The 17566-nt window shown below is 64.4% G+C and carries 13 protein-coding genes and 1 tRNA gene; 4 read left to right on the forward strand and 10 right to left on the reverse strand.

The window, feature by feature from the left end; translation table 11 throughout:
• Nucleotides 1-2: 2 nt before the first annotated feature.
• The 7 genes from coaE to polA all read right to left on the reverse strand — a co-directional run bounded on the left by coaE (nt 3) and on the right by polA (nt 11077).
• On the reverse strand, nt 3-623 hold the full coding sequence (gene coaE / locus BJ997_RS09140; RefSeq protein ID WP_035836462.1) for a dephospho-CoA kinase: 621 nt from the start codon (nt 621-623) through the stop codon (nt 3-5).
• 206 nt (nt 624-829) lie between these two features.
• The gene (gene rpsA / locus BJ997_RS09145) at nt 830-2284 is read right to left on the reverse strand and encodes a 30S ribosomal protein S1 (protein WP_035836463.1); all 1455 of its coding nucleotides are present in this window, start codon (nt 2282-2284) and stop codon (nt 830-832) included.
• A gap of 127 nt (nt 2285-2411) precedes the next feature.
• Nucleotides 2412-3401 carry an epimerase gene (locus BJ997_RS09150; RefSeq protein WP_035836464.1) on the reverse strand — a complete coding sequence of 330 codons (990 nt, stop codon included), beginning with the start codon at nt 3399-3401 and terminating at the stop codon, nt 2412-2414.
• Nucleotides 3398-4015 carry a DUF4166 domain-containing protein gene (locus BJ997_RS09155; protein ID WP_035836465.1) on the reverse strand — a complete coding sequence of 206 codons (618 nt, stop codon included), beginning with the start codon at nt 4013-4015 and terminating at the stop codon, nt 3398-3400. Before BJ997_RS09155 ends, BJ997_RS09150 begins: the two co-directional genes overlap by 4 nt.
• Before the next feature lie 4 nt (nt 4016-4019).
• The gene (locus BJ997_RS09160) at nt 4020-5696 is read right to left on the reverse strand and encodes a DUF885 domain-containing protein (protein WP_183323401.1); all 1677 of its coding nucleotides are present in this window, start codon (nt 5694-5696) and stop codon (nt 4020-4022) included.
• Nucleotides 5697-5766: 70 nt separating this feature from the next.
• Nucleotides 5767-8235, reverse strand: a complete 2469-nt coding sequence (locus tag BJ997_RS09165; RefSeq protein WP_035836466.1) for a sensor domain-containing protein — start codon at nt 8233-8235, stop codon at nt 5767-5769.
• 154 nt (nt 8236-8389) lie between these two features.
• Nucleotides 8390-11077, reverse strand: coding sequence for a DNA polymerase I (gene polA, locus BJ997_RS09170; protein WP_035836467.1), 2688 nt, complete (start codon nt 11075-11077; stop codon nt 8390-8392).
• Nucleotides 11078-11134: 57 nt separating this feature from the next.
• On the opposite strand from polA, the gene BJ997_RS09175 reads away from it, so the two are divergent.
• Nucleotides 11135-11560 carry a hotdog fold thioesterase gene (locus BJ997_RS09175; protein ID WP_035836468.1) on the forward strand — a complete coding sequence of 142 codons (426 nt, stop codon included), beginning with the start codon at nt 11135-11137 and terminating at the stop codon, nt 11558-11560.
• A gap of 76 nt (nt 11561-11636) precedes the next feature.
• Here BJ997_RS09175 and BJ997_RS09180 read toward each other — a convergent pair whose 3' ends face one another.
• Nucleotides 11637-12242: an ANTAR domain-containing response regulator gene (locus tag BJ997_RS09180; protein WP_035879545.1), complete on the reverse strand. Its 606-nt coding sequence runs from the start codon at nt 12240-12242 to the stop codon at nt 11637-11639.
• 38 nt (nt 12243-12280) lie between these two features.
• Here BJ997_RS09180 and BJ997_RS09185 point away from each other — a divergent pair.
• A tRNA-Leu gene (locus tag BJ997_RS09185) sits at nt 12281-12363 on the forward strand.
• A gap of 39 nt (nt 12364-12402) precedes the next feature.
• Here BJ997_RS09185 and BJ997_RS09190 read toward each other — a convergent pair.
• Nucleotides 12403-12975, reverse strand: a complete 573-nt coding sequence (locus BJ997_RS09190; protein WP_035836469.1) for a TetR/AcrR family transcriptional regulator — start codon at nt 12973-12975, stop codon at nt 12403-12405.
• A 126-nt stretch (nt 12976-13101) separates the two neighbouring features.
• Between BJ997_RS09190 and BJ997_RS09195 the strand changes: the two genes are divergently transcribed.
• Nucleotides 13102-13716 (forward strand): hypothetical protein, encoded by a 615-nt coding sequence (locus tag BJ997_RS09195; RefSeq protein ID WP_052542198.1) that lies wholly within the window; start codon nt 13102-13104, stop codon nt 13714-13716.
• A complete protein-coding gene (locus tag BJ997_RS09200) occupies nt 13713-15818 on the forward strand; it encodes a YhgE/Pip domain-containing protein (protein WP_035836470.1) in 2106 nt (701 codons plus the stop codon). The genes BJ997_RS09195 and BJ997_RS09200 overlap by 4 nt, the downstream gene beginning before the upstream one ends.
• 267 nt (nt 15819-16085) lie before the next feature.
• On the opposite strand, the gene pyk is transcribed toward BJ997_RS09200, so the two are convergent.
• Nucleotides 16086-17531 (reverse strand): pyruvate kinase, encoded by a 1446-nt coding sequence (gene pyk / locus BJ997_RS09205; protein WP_035836471.1) that lies wholly within the window; start codon nt 17529-17531, stop codon nt 16086-16088.
• Nucleotides 17532-17566 lie beyond the last annotated feature (35 nt).

A 17566-nucleotide genomic window follows, 5' to 3' on the forward strand; every position in this document is an offset into this window, starting at 1 on the left:
TTCTACAAAACGCCACCGACAGCACGCCGTGCGCGCTCCCAGACTTCGTCGGCTTGAATCAGGGTCTGCTCGATCGTTCCCGTGTTGTCGATCACGACGTCGGCAATAGCCAGGCGTTCCTCATCGCTGGCCTGGGAGCGGATGCGAGCGGATGCTTCGGCGTGGCTGAGAGCGCGTTGGCTGACCATCCGTTCGATCCGGGTGTCTGCCTCGGCGTGCACGACGACGATGAGGTCGAAGGCCAGCCGGCGGTCCGCCGCCGCTTCAGCCAGCAGGGGCACGTCATACACCACGATGGCGTGCGGGTCTTTCGCTCCCGCCTCCTCGATGAGCTGCTGCGTGCGGCTCCACACCTGGGGGTGCGTGATGACGTTGAGACGTTCCCGACTCTCCGCGTCGGTGAAGATGATCGCGCCCAGGGCGGCCCGGTCCAGACTCCCGTCGGATGTCAGCACCGCGTTGCCGAACTCAGCGGCGATGGCGGCTAGTCCGGGTGTGCCGGGCGCTACAACCTCACGGGCGAGCAGGTCGGCGTCGATATGCACCGCTCCGCGTTCAGCGAGGCGTGCCGCGACGGTGCTCTTGCCCGACGCGATCCCGCCGGTGAGTGCAATGAGATACATCCGAGCAATGCTATCGGTCACTGACCGCGGGCAAAACCGGTAATTTTCGCGACACGCCGCGCAGGACGCCGTGGGGTTACCCCAGCCGGTTCGACACCGCGTGTCGCAGAATCACCGGTTGTGCGTACGGATGAGGAAAAAAACAGGCCGCACCCCAAGGGGTACGGCCTGTTTTCGTCGTGCGTGGTGCTGGTAGTGCTTCGGTGCTAGTTGCCGCCGGACAGCTTCTCGCGGAGGGCCGCGAGTGCTTCGTCGTCGGCGAGCGTGCCGGCGCCAGCCGACTCGCTCGAGAAGGCAGAGCCGGCCGGAGCGACGTCGCTGGGGGCAGCGATCTCGTCGTTCGCGGAAGCAACCTGCTTCTTGTGGGCTTCCCAGCGAGCCTGGGCTGCAGCGTAGTCCTGCTCCCACTTTTCGCGCTGCTCGTCGAAGCCTTCGCGCCACTCGTTGGTCTCGGAGTCGAAGCCTTCGGGGTACTTGTACTGACCCTTGTCGTCGTACTCGGTGAGCATTCCGTAGAGCGCCGGGTCGAACTCGGTGCCCTCGGGGTCGACACCATCGTTGGCCTGCTTGAGGCTCAACGAGATGCGGCGACGCTCGAGGTCGATGTCGATGACCTTGACAAAGACCTCGTCGCCGACAGAAACAACCTGCTCGGCGAGCTCGACGTGCTTGCCGGACAGCTCGCTGATGTGCACGAGACCCTCGATGCCCTCTGCAACGCGAACGAACGCGCCGAAGGGAACGAGCTTGGTGACCTTACCCGGTGCAACCTGGCCGATGGCGTGGGTGCGGGCGAATACCTGCCACGGGTCTTCCTGCGTTGCCTTGAGGGACAGCGAGACACGCTCGCGGTCAAGGTCAACCTCGAGGATCTCGACGGTGACTTCCTGACCGACCTCGACGACCTCGCTGGCGTGCTCAATGTGCTTCCAGCTGAGCTCGGAGACGTGAACCAGACCGTCAACGCCACCCAGGTCGACGAACGCACCGAAGTTGACGATCGACGAGACGACGCCCTTGCGGACCTGTCCCTTCTGGAGGTTGTTGAGGAACGTGGTGCGGCTCTCGGACTGAGTCTGCTCGAGCAGCGCACGACGCGACAGCACAACGTTGTTGCGGTTCTTGTCGAGTTCGAGGATCTTGGCCTCGATCTCCTGGCCCAGGTACGGGGTCAGGTCGCGAACGCGGCGAAGCTCGATGAGCGAAGCCGGCAGGAAGCCACGAAGTCCGATGTCAACGATGAGTCCACCCTTGACGACCTCGATGACCGAACCGGTGACAACACCGTCGGCCTCCTTGATCTTCTCAACATCGCCCCATGCACGCTCGTACTGAGCGCGCTTCTTCGAGAGGATGAGGCGGCCTTCTTTGTCTTCCTTCTGAAGAACGAGGGCCTCGACCAGGTCGCCGACCTTGACAACCTCGGAAGGGTCAACGTCGTGCTTGATGGAGAGTTCGCGGGAGGGGATGACACCCTCGGTCTTGTAGCCCACGTCGAGGAGAACCTCGTCGCGGTCGATCTTCACTACGGTGCCTTCGATGAGGTCGCCGTCGTTGAAGAATTTCAGAGTCTTTTCGACCGCGGCAAGAAAGTCTTCAGCAGATCCAATGTCGTTGATGGCGACCTGCTTGGGTGCCCGTTCGGTCGTTGCGATTGTCATGTAGTAGTTGCTCCAGGATGGGCATTAATTAGGCCACACGCGGCAAGAAAACTGATGTGATGCAAAATGGGTGTTCCGCGCGTGGCAGCGGATAGTTCGTCACAAACGTGACATTTCATCCTAGCTATCAGACGTGGTCCGGGGCAAGCCGAGCCGACCGCGCCGAACCGTGAATAATGGCGCGAAGCGCGGGTTCGAGGTGCGAATAGGAGAAGCGATAACCACTCTCGAGCAGTCGCTCCGGAATCACCCAGCGACTCTTCAGGACGAGTTCGGTCTCGGTTCGAATCATGGCCGTTCCGAACTCGAGCAGCCAGCGCGGTGCCGGCAGGCCTACGGGCACCCGCAGCAGCCGTCGGAGCGTGCGCATCACCGTGCGGTTATCAGAGACCTCAGGGGCAGAGAGATTAACGACGCCGTCGATCTCGGGATGTTCGGTAAGAAAGCGGATGGCGCCGCGCACGTCCTCGATGTGGATCCAGCTGAATCGTTGCCTGCCGTGTCGGGTACCTACCTCATGAAAGGTTCCCGCCGTCCGCCGCGCGGCGGAGGCGAACCAGCGACCGTCCAGGTGCGGCCCGCCGAGGCCAGCCTTCACCAGGCGCATGAGGGGGCGCAGGGCGCTTCCGTCGTCGAGGACGATCGCCATCCGCAGGGCCACACGTCGTGTGCCGGGCAGGTCGGCTCGGAAGAATTCCGCCTCCCAGGCGGTGGCAATAGACACTGAGAACCCCGCTCCGATATTTCCGGACGCCTCGGTCATCGCGCGGTCATCAGCATGCCGGTAGATCGTTGCCGTCGAGGAATTCAGCCAGACGGGGGGCGGTACGGCGCAGGCCTGCACCGCGGTTGCCAATTCCCGGGTGGTCTCCACACGCGAACGCAGGATCTCCGCTCTGTTGGCAGACGTGTACCGGCAGTTCACGCTCTTGCCGGCCAGGTTGATGAGCAGGTCGGCACCGTCGAGGAGGGTGGTGATGGCGGCGGTCTCTCCCCACGCCGCGTCCTGCCCCTGACGCCCGACAATGTCGACCACGTCGCCGTTCGCGCGGAACGTTTCGGCGAGGTATCGCCCGATGAAGCCGGAGCCACCGGCGATGACAATGCGCCTGCTCATGAGGGTGCCTCCCCGGGTTGAATCGAATACCGGAAAGATCCGACGTATTCGTACACCCTACCGACGAGCGGAAGGTCGACCGTGAGCCGCACACGCTGGCGGTCGGCGAGATCGTCGAAGCTCTCCCGGAGGTGGACCGTGGGCGCGCAGAAGCGCGGCACCGGCAGGCTCCGCCCGAAGAAGCGCACGGCGACCTGCGTGGAATCCAGATGCAGGGCCTCGTCGACGATACGGGCACGAAGACGCGTTTCCATGCGCCCGCTGCGCCCGAGGGTGTCGCGGAGACCCTCGGCATCCGTTGAGATGGAATCGACCATGTGCCGAGGGCCGGCCGCGAAATCGAAGCGCCGAACGGCCGCGACCAGGCCAGCTCCCGGCCGGTTGACCACGCGGAAAGCGACGTCGTGTTCCCAGACCGGGAACAGCACCCCCTCGCGGGCCAGCAGAGCCAGCAACGGCCAGAGCCACCGCCGAGGGGTCCCTACAGTGTCGAACGAGCCCCAACCGAGACCGTGGTGGCCAACGGGGATAGCCGAGAAGTAGGCGACCAAACGCGGATGCAGACCGGTGAGGTCGCCGCAGAGGGCAACCTCGTACGGCGAGCGACCGACCACTGGGCTAGTTCAGCAGGGCGGAGCGGAGGGTGTCGAGTCCGACCCCGCCGAGATTGAGCGCCCGGCGGTGGAAGTCCTTGATCGAGAAGGCGGCGCCTTCCCGGGCTGCCGCCTCGTCGCGAAGCTGCTCCCAGATGCGCTGTCCCACCTTGTATGACGGGGCCTGGCCGGGCCAGCCGAGGTACCGGTTGACCTCGAACTTCACGAAGCTGTCGTTCATGTTCACGTTCTGGCGCAGGAAGTCGAACGCGTAATCAGCGGTCCACACGCCCTTGCCATCGGGGCGCTTCTTGCCCAGATGCACTCCGATGTCCAGGACCACGCGAGCAGCGCGCATCCGCTGTCCATCGAGCATGCCGAGACGGTCGGCCGGGTCGTCGAGAAAGCCGAGCTGCTCCATCAGGCGCTCAGCGTAGAGCGCCCAGCCCTCGGCGTGGCCCGACGTTCCGGCGAGCTGGCGACGCCACGTGTTGAGTGTCGCGCGGTTGTAGACGGCCTGACCGATCTGCAGGTGGTGACCCGGAACACCCTCGTGGTACACGGTGGTGAGCTCACGCCAGGTGTCGAATTCGGTGATGCCGACGGGCACAGACCACCACATGCGGCCCGGGCGCGAGAAGTCGTCGGTGGGACCCGTGTAGTAGATTCCACCCTCCTGGGTGGGGGCGATCATGCACTCGATGGTCTTGATCTCGTCGGGGATGTCGAATTGGGTCTTCGAGAGCTCTGCGACGGCGTGGTCGCTCGTCTCCTGCATCCACTTCTGCAGGGCGGCCGTGCCGTGCAGCTTGCGGCTCGGGTCGGTGTCGAGAAAAGCGATGGCCTCGAGGACGCTCGCCCCGGGCTTGATCTGGTCGGCGATGCTCTCCTGCTCGGCCACCATGCGGCCGAGTTCTTCGATGCCCCAGTCGTAGGTTTCGTCGAGGTCGATCGTCGCGCCGAGAAACTGGCGCGATTGCAACGCATACAGGTCACGGCCGATGGCGTCCTCCTCGGTGGCTGCGGCGTCGAGTTCGCCCCCCAGGAAGTCACCGAGCTTGCGGTAGGCGGCCGCGGACACGCGCGCGCCGGCATTCAGGTCGTTCGCGAGCGAAGCGGGCAGGTTGCCGCTCTTCAGGCTGGCATCGGCCGCGAAGTGTGCAAAGAAGCCATCGTTGGCCTGGTGCCGTCGCACCTGCGCGAGTACCTCGCGAACCTGGCGCCGGGCTGGCGTGACCCCCTTCTCAATTCCCAGGCGAAGAGTCTCGATGTAGCCGTCGATCGCGGCCGGCACCGCGCCGAGGCGAGAGGAAATGTTCGACCAGTCTTCGACCGTGTCAGTGGGCATGAGGTCGAAGATGTCACGGATGCCCTGGGCCGGGGATGCGATGACGTTCAGGTCCCGCAGCTGCAACTCAGCATCGGAGCTCTCCACGTCGAGAGCAAGGGTACTCCGAAGGTCGGTCTTGGTCACCGTGTCCACGTCGTCTACGGCGGTGGCCGCATCCAGCAGGGTGATGACCTGTTGTGCCTCAGCGATGAAGCGCTCGTGGCCGGCCGGAGAGAAATCGCCGAAGCGTCCGTCTCCCTCCGTGCGGCCGATGTAGGTGCCCACCGTGGGGTCGAGATCGACGAGGGTATCAACCCACGCCTCGGCGATCTGGTCGATTGCCGTGGCAGTTCGCGCAGTGTCGTGTGTCATGGCTAGAGCCTAGGACACGCGACGAGGGCACCTGCGGAGGAATCCCCACGTTCGCGGTCTCTCTCGCAGGTCAGGGAGCCGCGCGCAGGCGGAATTCGCGGAGCCACGAGGGAATCTCCTCGGCCGGCAAGGGTCGTGAGAAGAGGTAGCCCTGGCAGAGGTGGGTGCCGATCCGTTGGAGCTCGACCATCTGCTCGACGGATTCGACCCCTTCGGCAATCACATCGAGATCGAGGGCGCGCGCGAGGCTCACAATGGCCTCGACGATCGACAGCGAGCGTGGGTCATGTCCGACCAGCGGGTCGATAAACGATTTGTCGATCTTCAGGGTCTGCACGGGCATCGTGCGGAGATAGCCGAGGGCGGCATACCCGGTACCGAAATCATCGACAGAGAGCTGAACCCCCAGGGCATGCAAGGCGTGCAGCGTGTCCAGCGCAGTCTCAAAATCGTGAATCACCATGGATTCGGTGATCTCGAGGTGTAACGAGTGCGGATCCAGCCCCGTCTTTGTCAGCACCTCGAGCACATTCCCCAGCAAACCGGGATCCCTGAGCTGCACAATCGACAGGTTCACGGCCATCGTCAGCCCGCGCCCGTGTTCCTCCATTTCCAGCCAGCGCATGGCTTGCGCGGCAGCCTCGCGCAGAACCCACTGCCCGATCGGAACGATCAAACCGCTCTCCTCCGCGATGGGGATGAAATCCATGGGAGGTATCAATCCCCGGGTGGGATGATGCCACCGAATAAGTGCTTCAAAACCGGAGACGTCTCGTGTGGAGAGTTCGATAATGGGCTGGTAAAAAACGCGGAGCTCCCCATTATCGAGGGCACGGGCGAGCTCGAGTTCGAGTTTGAATCGGTCGGACGATGCCTGATGGGTCTCTGCGGCGTAGAGACTGGATTGGCCGCGCCCCGAGGTCATCGCCTGGTACATGGCACTTTCAGAATTGCTCAGCACGTCAGCGACATTCTCGTGTCCCTCGGCCACGACGATTCCCACGCTGACGGTCATGAAGATGTCCCGCCCCTGGATGACGAACGGTTCCGTGTCGAGTCGCACGATCCGATCGACCAGCCGTTGGGTGTTTGGCCACGTGAGATTTTCACAGACGATCACGAATTCTCCGCCGCCGAAACGGGCCAGAATGTCGGTGGCGCGCACGATGGAGTGCATGCGTCTGACGAGCTCCAGCACGATGCGGTCGCCCACGGTGCGACCGTACGCATCGTTGATCTGCTTGAGCTTATCCAGGTCGAAGAACAGGACGCCGACCGGGCAGCCGGACACTCGGGCCCGGGCGAGGGAATCCTCCAAGGTCGACGCGAGCAGACGCCGGTTGGCGAGACCAGTGAGCGGATCATGCAGGGATTGAAACTCCAGAAGTTGCTCCGCCTGGCGTCGACCGGTGATGTTGCGCAGCTGGACGAACGAGGTCGGGGAGGCCGGATCCGCGTGCGGAACAGAGAAGATGGTTTCTTCCACCCACAGAATCTCCCCGCCCGGGCGAACGCAGCGGACCTCAGTCTGGGATCCTTCCGCCCCGACGAGCAGGCGCTGCGCTGGCCCGAGGGGGTCCTGGTCTAGGAAATCCGACAAGGAATGACCGAGGATTCCGTCCTGGTCGCGGCCCAGTAGCTCGCAGGTCGCGGGATTCACTCGCAGGAATCGTCCGGCCACGTCGACGATCGCCATGCCGATTAGCGATCGATCGAACCCCAGTTCACAATTAGCCTCGGCAAGGTTCAACTTGGCCACCGCGACGTGCATGTCCGTGACATCGAGCATGGTGCCGAGCACGCGCCACGGGGACCCGTCGAGCACGTAGCCCACGTTGGTGCGCGACCGCACCCAGCGAATTTCGCCAGAGGGCCGCACGATTCTGAACGCGATGTCCGTGGCAGTTCCGCCCACATTCACCTCGTCGATGGTGGCCTCGACCCGCTGCCGGTCCTCTGGATGCACCGCGGCGAGTACAAGGTCCGTGGACGGTTTCTGGTCGTCGGAGAAGCCGAAAATCCGTCGAAATCCCGCCGACCACTGTCGCTCGCCCGTCGCCACCTCAACCTCGAAACTGCCCGCATCACTCGACGATTCCACGAGGGCTGCCAGCATCCGAGAGGCCGTTTCGACTCGCTGGCGATCTGAAATATCCCGAATCGCGCTGGAGACGAGAACGCCTCCGGCCGTACTGAGGGGGCTGAGGCTCACCTCGACCGGGAATTCCGATCCGTTCTTGTGCTCGGCGTGAATAGACAGGGTGGATGCCATCGGCCGAAAATGCGGAGATTGCGCATACGCGTCGACATGTCTTTGATGGTGCCGCCTCAGGCGAGCCGGAATGAGCATTTCGATATTCTCACCGAGGAGTTCTTCCCGCGGATACCCGAACAGGCGCTCGGCCTGCGCATTCACGAGGACGATTTCGCCGTGTGAGTTCGTGACGACCATGGCGTCAGGGGCAGACTCGACCAGAAGGGGGATGTCCTGTGCGGACACGCTGCGGATCGGCGCGCCGGAGGGATCGGGCGGTGTCACGTGGGCAGTACCCTCTTCTGAATTCCCTGGCGACACGGCCTTGGTCCTTGTATTCCCCGGCGGTGACTGACCGGCAAACCGCGTGGTCTGCCGGCGTCAAACGCGCTGAAAATCACGTTACACGAGCAGGCGGTCTACCGGTATTTTTTCTGAATCAGTGCGCAGCGTCGTCCCAGTTGGCACCCCGGCCGACCTGCACGTCGAGCGGCACCAGCAGTTCGACTGCAGTGCTCATTCGGTGGGTCACCACATCCCGGAGCGCGTCCCACTCCCCAGGGGCCACGTCGAAAATCAACTCGTCATGGACCTGGAGCAACATGCTTGATTCCATGTTGTGCTGCCCGAGATCACTGGCAATTCCGTTCATGGCGATCTTCATGATGTCGGCGGCGGATCCCTGAATCGGAGCGTTGAGCGCGGCGCGTTCGGCGTTTTCCCGAAGCGCGCGGTTGGGGCTGTGCAACTCAGGGAACGGGCGACGTCGACCGAAGATCGTTTCGGTGTACCCATCGACCTTGGCCTGTTCGACCACGTGGCGCAGGTAGTCACGCACCGCCCCGAATCGGGCGAAGTAGTCGGTCATCAGCTGCTTCGCCTCCTTCGATTCGATGCGCAGCTGCTTCGACAGGCCGAAGGCGCTCAGCCCGTAGGCAAGCCCGTAGGACATCGCCTTGACCTTGCTGCGCATTTCGGAGGACACGTCTTCCGGAGCGACGCCGAAGATCCGCGAGCCAACGAAACGGTGCAGGTCCTCCCCCGCGTTGAACGCTTCGATGAGTCCGGCATCTTCCGACAGGTGCGCCATGATGCGCATCTCGATCTGCGAGTAGTCGGCCGTGAGTAGACATTCGCTGCCGGCGCCGGCCTGGAAGGCGGCACGGATGCGGCGACCCTCCTCCGTGCGCACGGGGATGTTCTGCAGGTTGGGGTCGGTCGATGAGATGCGACCTGTGGAGGATCCGATCTGCACGTAGGTGGTGTGGATGCGACCGGTCGGATCGATTGCCTTGTCCAGGGTTTCCACGATCTGGCGCAGCTTCGTGGCGTCGCGGTGTTTCAGGAGCAGGTCGAGGAACGGATGCGGGTTGCTCGCCTGCAGATCGGCGAGGGCACCGGCATCCGTTGAGAAGCCCGTCTTGTTCGAGCGGGTTTTCGGCATCTCCAGCTGAGTGAAGAGAACATCCTGCAGCTGCTTGGGGGAACCGAGATTGACCTCGCGGCCGATCTCCGCATAGGCGCTCGTGGCGAGCAGTGCGGTCTTCTCGCCCAACTCGTGGGACAGCGTTGATAGCTGGTCGTGGGAGACGGCAACGCCGGTGAGCTCCATGTCGACCAGGGCCATCAACGTGGGCATCTCGATGTCGGAGAGTACGCGGAGGGATCCCGAATCGAGTGTCTCGATCACGGCGGCCGCAACGCGCAGGGTGTACCAGGCCTGCATCGGCACGCCACCCCCGGCCGACTCATCCGGTACCAGCTGGTTGGGGTCTGTGACAGGAAGTTCTTCCTGGAGGTAGCGGCTGACAAGGTCGGCCAGGGTCTTGTCCGGTGCGCCCGGCCGCATGAGCCAGCCCGCCACGAGAGTATCGATGACAAGCCCGGCGAAGGCGACGCCGCTTCGACGCAGGGCCTTGATCTGGTTCTTCGCGTCGTGCATGATCTTGGGAGCGTCGCTGGCGAGCCAGGCTTCCACCGGCGCGTAGTCGGCGCGGCCAGCCTGCCACGGCAGGTTGATGGTCTCCGTGAGGCTGGACAGACCGAAGCCGATCGCCTTGCCCTCGTAGGTCTCGACGGTGAAGCCCAGCCCCGCAGGGGCGGCAGCCGTAGATCGCGCGATCCAGGCCGCGAGTTCCTCGTCTAGCAGGTCCTGCGCGGGGGGCGCGACGGGCGCTGCGGGAATCTCTTCCGCAGCCGGGCTCGATTCAGGTCCAGCGGATGCTGAAGGCGCCTCTGCGCCCTCGATCTTCAGAACCCTGTCAAGAAGGGTCTTGAACTCGAGGCGGGTGAAGACATCACGTACGGCATCCGCATTCATCGGCACGCGCGTGAGGTCGTTCGGACCGACAGGCAACTCCAAGGTCGTGATGAGGTGATTCAGGCGGCGATTGCGGATCGCGTTCTCCTTCTGCTCTCGCAGGTTGTTACCGACGACACCCTTGATTTCGTCTGCGTGCTCGAGGATTCCGTCGAGGCTGCCATACAGGCCAAGCCATTTAACCGCCGTCTTCTCGCCGACCTTGGAGACGCCGATCAGGTTGTCGCTCGTCTCTCCCACGAGGGCCGCGACATCCGGATACTGGCCGGGGTCCACGCCATAGCGCTCACGAACTCGTGCCGGGTCGTAGCGCGTGAGGGCAGATACACCCTGGCTGGCCGGGTACAGCAAGGTCACCTTGTCATTGACCAGCTGGATTGTGTCGCGGTCACCGGACACCACCAGCACGTCAAATCCCGCTTCGGCACCCCGCACCGACAGGGTCGCGAGGATATCGTCGGCCTCGAAATCCTCCTTGGTGATGGTCGTGATGTTCATGGCCGCAAGGGCTTCCTGCAGCAGGGGGATCTGGCCGAGGAATTCCACCGGAGTGGCATTGCGCGTGCCCTTGTACTCAGGGTACTCGCGGGTTCGGAAGGACGCGCGTGAGATGTCGAAGGCCACGGCGATGTGCGTGGGCTTTTCGTTGCGCAGCAGGCTCAACAGCATGGACAGGAAGCCATGAATGGCATTCGTGTGCTGCCCGTCCCGGGTCTGGAAGCTGTCCACGGGCAGGGCGAAGAACGCCCGAAACGCCAGGGAATGGCCATCGATGATCATGAGGGTAGGCTTTTCTGAATCCAACACGCTCCCAGCCTACAAGCGTCATCGGCCCGGAGCCTGGCACTACGACCAAAGGTGATCATGACAAATCGGACCGAAGACGCACTCGCCTGGGTGATGGAGCGCGGCTGCGGCGCCCTCGCCGACAAGATGGGGCTTGAATTCACCGAGTTCAGCGTTGATCGGGCTGTCGCACGGATGCCCGTGCACGGCAACACGCAGCCGGCCATGCTGCTGCACGGCGGCGCCTATGTCGTACTCGGGGAGTCTCTCGGATCGATGGCCGCAAACCTGCACGCCGGCGTCGGCAAGCTCGCCGTGGGAATCGAGATCAACGCCACGCACAATCGTTCGGCTACGGCAGGCTGGGTCACCGGGGTCTGCACGCCGATCCACCTCGGTCGTACCCTGACGACGCATGAAATCGTTGTGAGCGATGATCAGGGCCGACGCTGTTCCACGATCCGCATCACGAACCTGATCAAGGAAATGCCCGCCACAACCTAGCCCCGCACGGCTGAAAGGGCGGTTGGCCCCACCGATTCGGTGGGGCCGACCGCCCTTTCAGACCTCGAGCGGAGCGCTACTTCTTGGCGCTGAGCTGCTCGATGATGGCCTGTGACACATCGTGCATGGTGAGGCGACGATCCATCGACGCCTTCTGGATCCAACGGAATGCCTCTGGTTCGGTGAGCCCCATCTTCTCGTTGAGCAGGCCCTTGGCCCGGTCGACGAGCTTGCGGGTCTCAAAACGCTCCACGAGGTCGGCGACCTCTGCCTCGAGGGTGATGATCTGGCTGTAGCGCGACAGGGCGATCTCGATCGCCGGCAACAGGTCGTTCGGGGTGAAGGGCTTGACCACGTACGCGAGGGCTCCTGCCTCGGTCGCCCGTTCGACGAGCTCCTTCTGACTGAAGGCCGTGAGCAGCACGACGGGGGCGATGTGCTCCTTCGACAGGCGCTCGGCAGCGCTGATGCCGTCGAGTTGAGGCATCTTCACGTCCATGATGACGAGGTCGGGGCGAAGTTCCCGTGCAAGGGCCACCGCAGTCTCTCCGTCACCGGCTTCGCCGACAACTTCAAAGCCGTTGTCACGGAGAATTTCGACGATGTCGAGGCGGATAAGGGACTCATCCTCCGCGACGACAACGCGACGGGGAGGGGTGGGGGTGCTGTCTTGGTCGGTCACGACCAAAAGCCTACGGTATTCTGGAGCTGTAGATGTGAGCCGGTGTGGCGGAATGGCAGACGCGGAGCACTCAAAATGCTTTGTTCGAGAGGACGTGTGGGTTCGAGTCCCACCACCGGTACCGTGCAAAATACGTGAAACCCCCGATAAGACGGGGGTTTCACCTATTTAACGTGCCAGAGAATGTAGCCAGGACCGCGGCCACCACGTCGGATTGCGCCCGGGTCGGATCGAAAACGAGCCATTCGAGCCCCACCAGCAGTGTGGCGCCGAAGACTCCGCTGGCCATGAGATTGGTCGTTTGCGTGTCGGATTCGTCGGGCAGTGCCTCAGCGATGGCGACGGCGAATTCGGCCAGGGCCTGGTGCCGGAAGGCAAATGATGATTCCTGCCAGGACCGGTCCGTGCGGAACAGTTCACCGGCGATGACCTTGGCCAGAGCTGTGTTGGCGGCGATGCGCTCGAGCAGAGTGCCCACGAGCGCCTCGATGGCCTCCCACCCGCGTCGGCCCACGCGGGCCGAACGCAGGGCGTCGGTCAGACCGGACATGCCCTCGAGAAGCAGGCCTTCGAAGATCTTGTCCTTCGACGCGAAGTTGTAATACAGCGTGCCCTTAGCCACGCCCGCCCGCTCGGCCACATCATCCATGGTCGTACCTGTGATGCCGCGCTCGGCCGCCAAGGCGAGTGCCGCGTCCAATATGGTTCGTTTCGTGCCGGTTTCGCGGGGCATGTCGCCGTCTCCTTGATTCTGTACTGACTAGTCAGTATATTGGGCTGACGCCTTGGTGCACCGACGCACGTCTGATATTTCCGCAACGGGCGCACCATCCGCAATTCAGAAACAGGTCTCAGGCCCATGCGCGTCATCCTCACTTCGGTCACCAAGGGTTCCCACGATTCCTCGCTGCCGCCCACAAGCCTTGAATTCGCCAGCGGCACCGTCACACTCGCTCGAGCGGAGACCGAGCGCCGCCCTACAGTGCTGGGCCTGATTGCGAGTGGGCGCATGCGTGCGGATCGGGGCGCGGTCACGATCGACGGAGTCTCGGACTACTCGGAAATGCGCAACCGCATCGCCCTCGTCGACGCACCCGGAGTCTGCGAGCCCGCCGACGATGTCACCGTGGCCCGGGTCGTTGCCGAGGAACTCATGTTCGCCGGGCGTTCTAGCAGTCGGGCGAGCGTTCTCAGTGTCCTGGACAGCCTGGAACTGCGAGACGTCAGCCGCTCTGCCCTTGCTGACCTGGCCCCGAGCCGCCGCATCCGCTTGCTCACTGAGCTCGCGGTCGTGCGCGAGGGCGTCGAAGCGCTCGTGGTCTGTTCCCCCGATCGGCACGGGGGCGACCCGTTGGAGTGGTGGACACTGCTCGAGGGCCTGGCCACGCGGGGCTACGCCGTCCTCGCGATCGCAGGAGACGCCTCCGCACACGCCATCGGCGGCCTTCTGCGCGAAGGAGCGGATGCCCGATGAAAATTCTCGCAATGGTTCGCGCCGAGGTCGCGCGACTGACCTCCACGCTGATGTCCAGAATTGCTCTCGTCGCACTTCTCCTGGTTCCCGTGCTCTACGGAGGGCTCTATCTGTGGGCCAACCAAGACCCCTATGCGGGACTCGACCGGGTGCCGGTCGCTCTCGTGATGACCGATGCCGGCGCAGACGTCGAAGGCGCACCACACAACTACGGCGACGAGGTCGCTACGCAGCTCGTCGACGACGGCAGCTTTCAGTGGCACCGGGTTTCCGCTTCCACCGCGAAGGCCGGCGTTGCCGACTCGACGTACGACTTCAGCGTCACGATTCCGGCAGATTTCTCCACCGCCATTGTCTCGACCGCCGGCGACGCACCGCGCCAAGCAACGATCACGCTCTCGACCAACGACACGACGAGCTACCTGGCCTCAACGATCGGCAACCAGGCCGCCAAGACCCTCCGTGAGGCGATTGTGCAGAAGGTCAACGAGCAGGCCGCGTCGGGCTTCCTCATCGGTCTCTCTGACGTGCGGTCGAACCTCGTCACGGCGACTGACGGGGCTGCCCAGATGACGGACGGGGCTGACTCCGCGGGACGCGGAGCGGCCCAGCTCGCGGATGGGGCCGCACAGCTCGCCGCCGGGGCGCACAGCTTCACGGCCGGGCTCGACGAGCTCGCCGACGGCACGGGGAGAGTCTCCACTGGCGCCGACGACCTCGCCGGCGCGACCGAGGCCGTTGCCGCAGGGACCGCCAAGGTGTCCGACGGCGCGATAACGCTCGCGGAAGGCACCGAACGAGTCGCGAGCGGAACCGAAGAGGTGTCCCAGGGTGCTGGCACCATCTCGTCGGGACTCACCCGCCTCACGGCGGCGCAGTACGCGGCAGAGCAGGCCGGGTCGGCCACGTCAGATTCCCTCTCCACCGCGCGCGCCGACATCCGTTCCCAGCTCGAACAGGATGGCCTTATGACCTCGGAGATTGACTCGGTCGTGGCGCGTCTAGACGAGCCCACGGCCTCCCTTGCCGCCACCGGCACACTCCTGCAGGGCCTGGGAGTCCAGTCAGATCGCCTTCAGAAGGCCGGAGCGTCTCTCTCGGCGGGCGCAACCCAGGCGGCGTCGGGCGCGGCCCTGACGCAGGCCGGCGCCGTCACGCTGCGCAACGGTGCGACGCAGACAGCCGCTGGCGCATCCCAAACGTCGGAGGGCGCGCAGGCGCTCAGAGTCGGCTCGGCGGCCGCCCACACGGGCGCCGTGCAGGCGGCTGAAGGGGCCGGCGACGCCGAGTCCGGCGCCGTCAGTCTCGAAGCGGGCGCGCAGACCCTGCGTGAGGGCCTCGGCGAGCTCAAGTCCGGTGCCGCAGACCTTCGCGACGGGCTGCAGACCGGCGTCGACCAGATACCGGAGTCCGACTCCGGCTTGCGCGGCCTGCAAGGCGCGACGATCGCAGACCCCGTGGACCTCAACACCGCGGCCGTCACGTCGGCCGGCACGTACGGGGCCGGCCTCGCACCCTTCTTTGTCAGCCTGGCGGGTTGGATCGGCATCTACGCCCTCTTCCTGATCGTCAAGCCTGTCTCACGCCGCGCGATCACCGCCCTGCACTCGCCCATCAAGATCACCCTCGCCGGCTGGCTCACCCCAGGGCTGCTCGGCATGGTGCAAATGGCGGCTCTCTTCGCGATCGTGGCCGGGGTGCTGCACTTCACGGTGCACAATCCGGTGGGCACCTACGCCATGATGGGGCTGGCCGCCCTGACGTTCGCGGCGATTATCCTTGCACTCAACGTGTGGCTCGGCAGCGTCGGGCAGTTCATCGGGCTCGTACTGATGGTGGTGCAACTCGTCACGGCCGGGGGCACCTTCCCCTGGCAAACCCTGCCCGCTCCGTTGGATTGGCTGCACCATGTCGTTCCGATGAGTTATGCCGTGGACGGCATCCGCCAACTCATGTACGGAGGAAACCCGACAACGGCCTGGGCCGACGCGGGTGTGCTGCTGCTCTGGCTCGCGGGCGCGCTGGTGCTGACGGTGATCGGAGTGACGCGCATGACCCATTTCCGCACGCTGCGCGACTTACGGCCGAGCCTCATCGGCTAGCGTGCCGGACGGCCCGGGGTAGAAGGGAGGTCAGGCAGAAGAGCTCCTGTGACTTTCCCTGCGCCCTCCCGAAGTCCGGAGATTGGCTCGCGGGGTCTCGACTATGCGCCGCAGACGGGGCTGCTCGACCAGCGGAAGGGGGGAATGCCGTAGACGGCGTTCCTCGATCAGCGGAGGGGGCGCCGGGGATGGCGCACGAGAAAGGCCGCGGTCCGTGTCGAATCGACACGGACCGCGGCCTTCAGCATTCGGAGAACGAGGCGTCGGTTAGCTCTTCACGTAGGCCGGTGCGACCTCGTTGTGGGCGTCGCCGACACGGTGCACGCGAATGTCGTTGGTGGAACCGACGATTCCGGGAGGGGAACCGGAGATAACAACGACCTTGTCACCGATTTCGGCGAGGCCCTGACCGAGCAGGATATCGTCGACCTGACCGAACATGGCATCCGTGTGAGTCACCGGATCGACGAGGAACGTCTGCACGCCCCAGGTCAGGGCCAGGCGACGACGGATGCCGGGGTCGGGAGTGAAGGCAAGCATGGGGATCTTCGAGCGCAGCCGCGACATACGCCTGGCCGAATCTCCGGACTCCGTGAAGATGCAGAGGAATTTCGCGTCGACGAACTCGGCGACCTCGATCGCGGCGAGCGTGATGGCGCCACCCTGCGTGCGGGGACGGTTGGTGAGCTTTCCGATGCGCTCGAGTCCGTGAATCTCGGTGGATTCGACAATGCGCGCCATGGTCTGCACCGTGACAACGGGGTACTCCCCCACGCTGGTCTCGCCACTGAGCATCACGGCGTCCGCGCCATCGAGAACGGCGTTGGCGACGTCGGAAGTCTCCGCGCGGGTCGGAACCGGGCTCAGAATCATGGATTCGAGCATCTGTGTGGCCACGATGACCGGCTTGGCCATGCGGCGAGCGATCTCCACGGCCTGCTTCTGCACGATCGGGACGGCCTCGAGGGGCAGCTCCACGCCGAGGTCACCGCGGGCGACCATGATGGCGTCGAAGGCGTCGATGATCTCTTCGAGGTTCTCGACGGCCTGCGGCTTCTCGATCTTGGCAATGACGGGAACCCGGCGGCCTTCCTCCGCCATGATCTCGTGCACGCGCAGGATGTCCTCGGCGCTGCGCACGAAGGAGAGGGCGATGAGGTCTGTGCCGAGGCGAAGGCCCCAGCGCAGGTCCGCTTCGTCCTTCTCGGACAGGGCAGGCACGTTGACGGCGACGCCGGGCAGGTTGATGCCCTTGTTGTTCGACACCGGACCGGCGACGATCACCTTGGTGGTGACGACGACGCCATCCGTTTCGACGACCTGCACCTTGACCTTGCCATCGTCGATGAGCAGGAAATCGCCGGGGCTGACATCGTTCGGCAGGCCCTTGAACGTTGTTCCGGAGAGTTCCCTCGTGCCGAGAACGTCTTCGGTGGTGATCTTGAAGATGTCCCCGACGGCGAGGTCGTAGGGGCCGCCCTCGAACTTGCCGAGGCGGATCTTGGGACCCTGGAGGTCAACCATCACGGCGATGGCGCGACCAGAGTCGTTGGCTGCCTTGCGCACGTTGGCGTACACGCTCTCGTGCACCTGATAGTTTCCGTGGCTCAGGTTCATACGACAGACGTCAACGCCCGCGTCGATGAGCGCCCTGATCTGCTCGTAGCTGGCTGCTGCCGGCCCGAGGGTTGCGACGATTTTGGCGCGTCTCATGCTGGTGGATCTCCGGTTTCCGCGCCCGGGGGCGC

Source organism: Cryobacterium roopkundense (genome assembly GCF_014200405.1).
Taxonomy (GTDB): domain Bacteria; phylum Actinomycetota; class Actinomycetes; order Actinomycetales; family Microbacteriaceae; genus Cryobacterium; species Cryobacterium roopkundense.

Excerpts from the sequence above, each read along its gene's own strand:
- BJ997_RS09195 (WP_052542198.1), top strand. The coding sequence starts at position 13,102 with ATGCGCGTCATCCTCACTTCGGTCACCAAGGGTTCCCACGATTCCTCG.
- coaE (WP_035836462.1), bottom strand. The coding sequence starts at position 623 with ATGTATCTCATTGCACTCACCGGCGGGATCGCGTCGGGCAAGAGCACC.
- BJ997_RS09160 (WP_183323401.1), bottom strand. The coding sequence starts at position 5,696 with ATGACACACGACACTGCGCGAACTGCCACGGCAATCGACCAGATCGCC.
- BJ997_RS09150 (WP_035836464.1), bottom strand. The coding sequence starts at position 3,401 with ATGAGCAGGCGCATTGTCATCGCCGGTGGCTCCGGCTTCATCGGGCGA.
- rpsA (WP_035836463.1), bottom strand. The coding sequence starts at position 2,284 with ATGACAATCGCAACGACCGAACGGGCACCCAAGCAGGTCGCCATCAAC.
- BJ997_RS09175 (WP_035836468.1), top strand. The coding sequence starts at position 11,135 with ATGACAAATCGGACCGAAGACGCACTCGCCTGGGTGATGGAGCGCGGC.
- pyk (WP_035836471.1), bottom strand. The coding sequence starts at position 17,531 with ATGAGACGCGCCAAAATCGTCGCAACCCTCGGGCCGGCAGCAGCCAGC.
- BJ997_RS09200 (WP_035836470.1), top strand. The coding sequence starts at position 13,713 with ATGAAAATTCTCGCAATGGTTCGCGCCGAGGTCGCGCGACTGACCTCC.
- BJ997_RS09190 (WP_035836469.1), bottom strand. The coding sequence starts at position 12,975 with ATGCCCCGCGAAACCGGCACGAAACGAACCATATTGGACGCGGCACTC.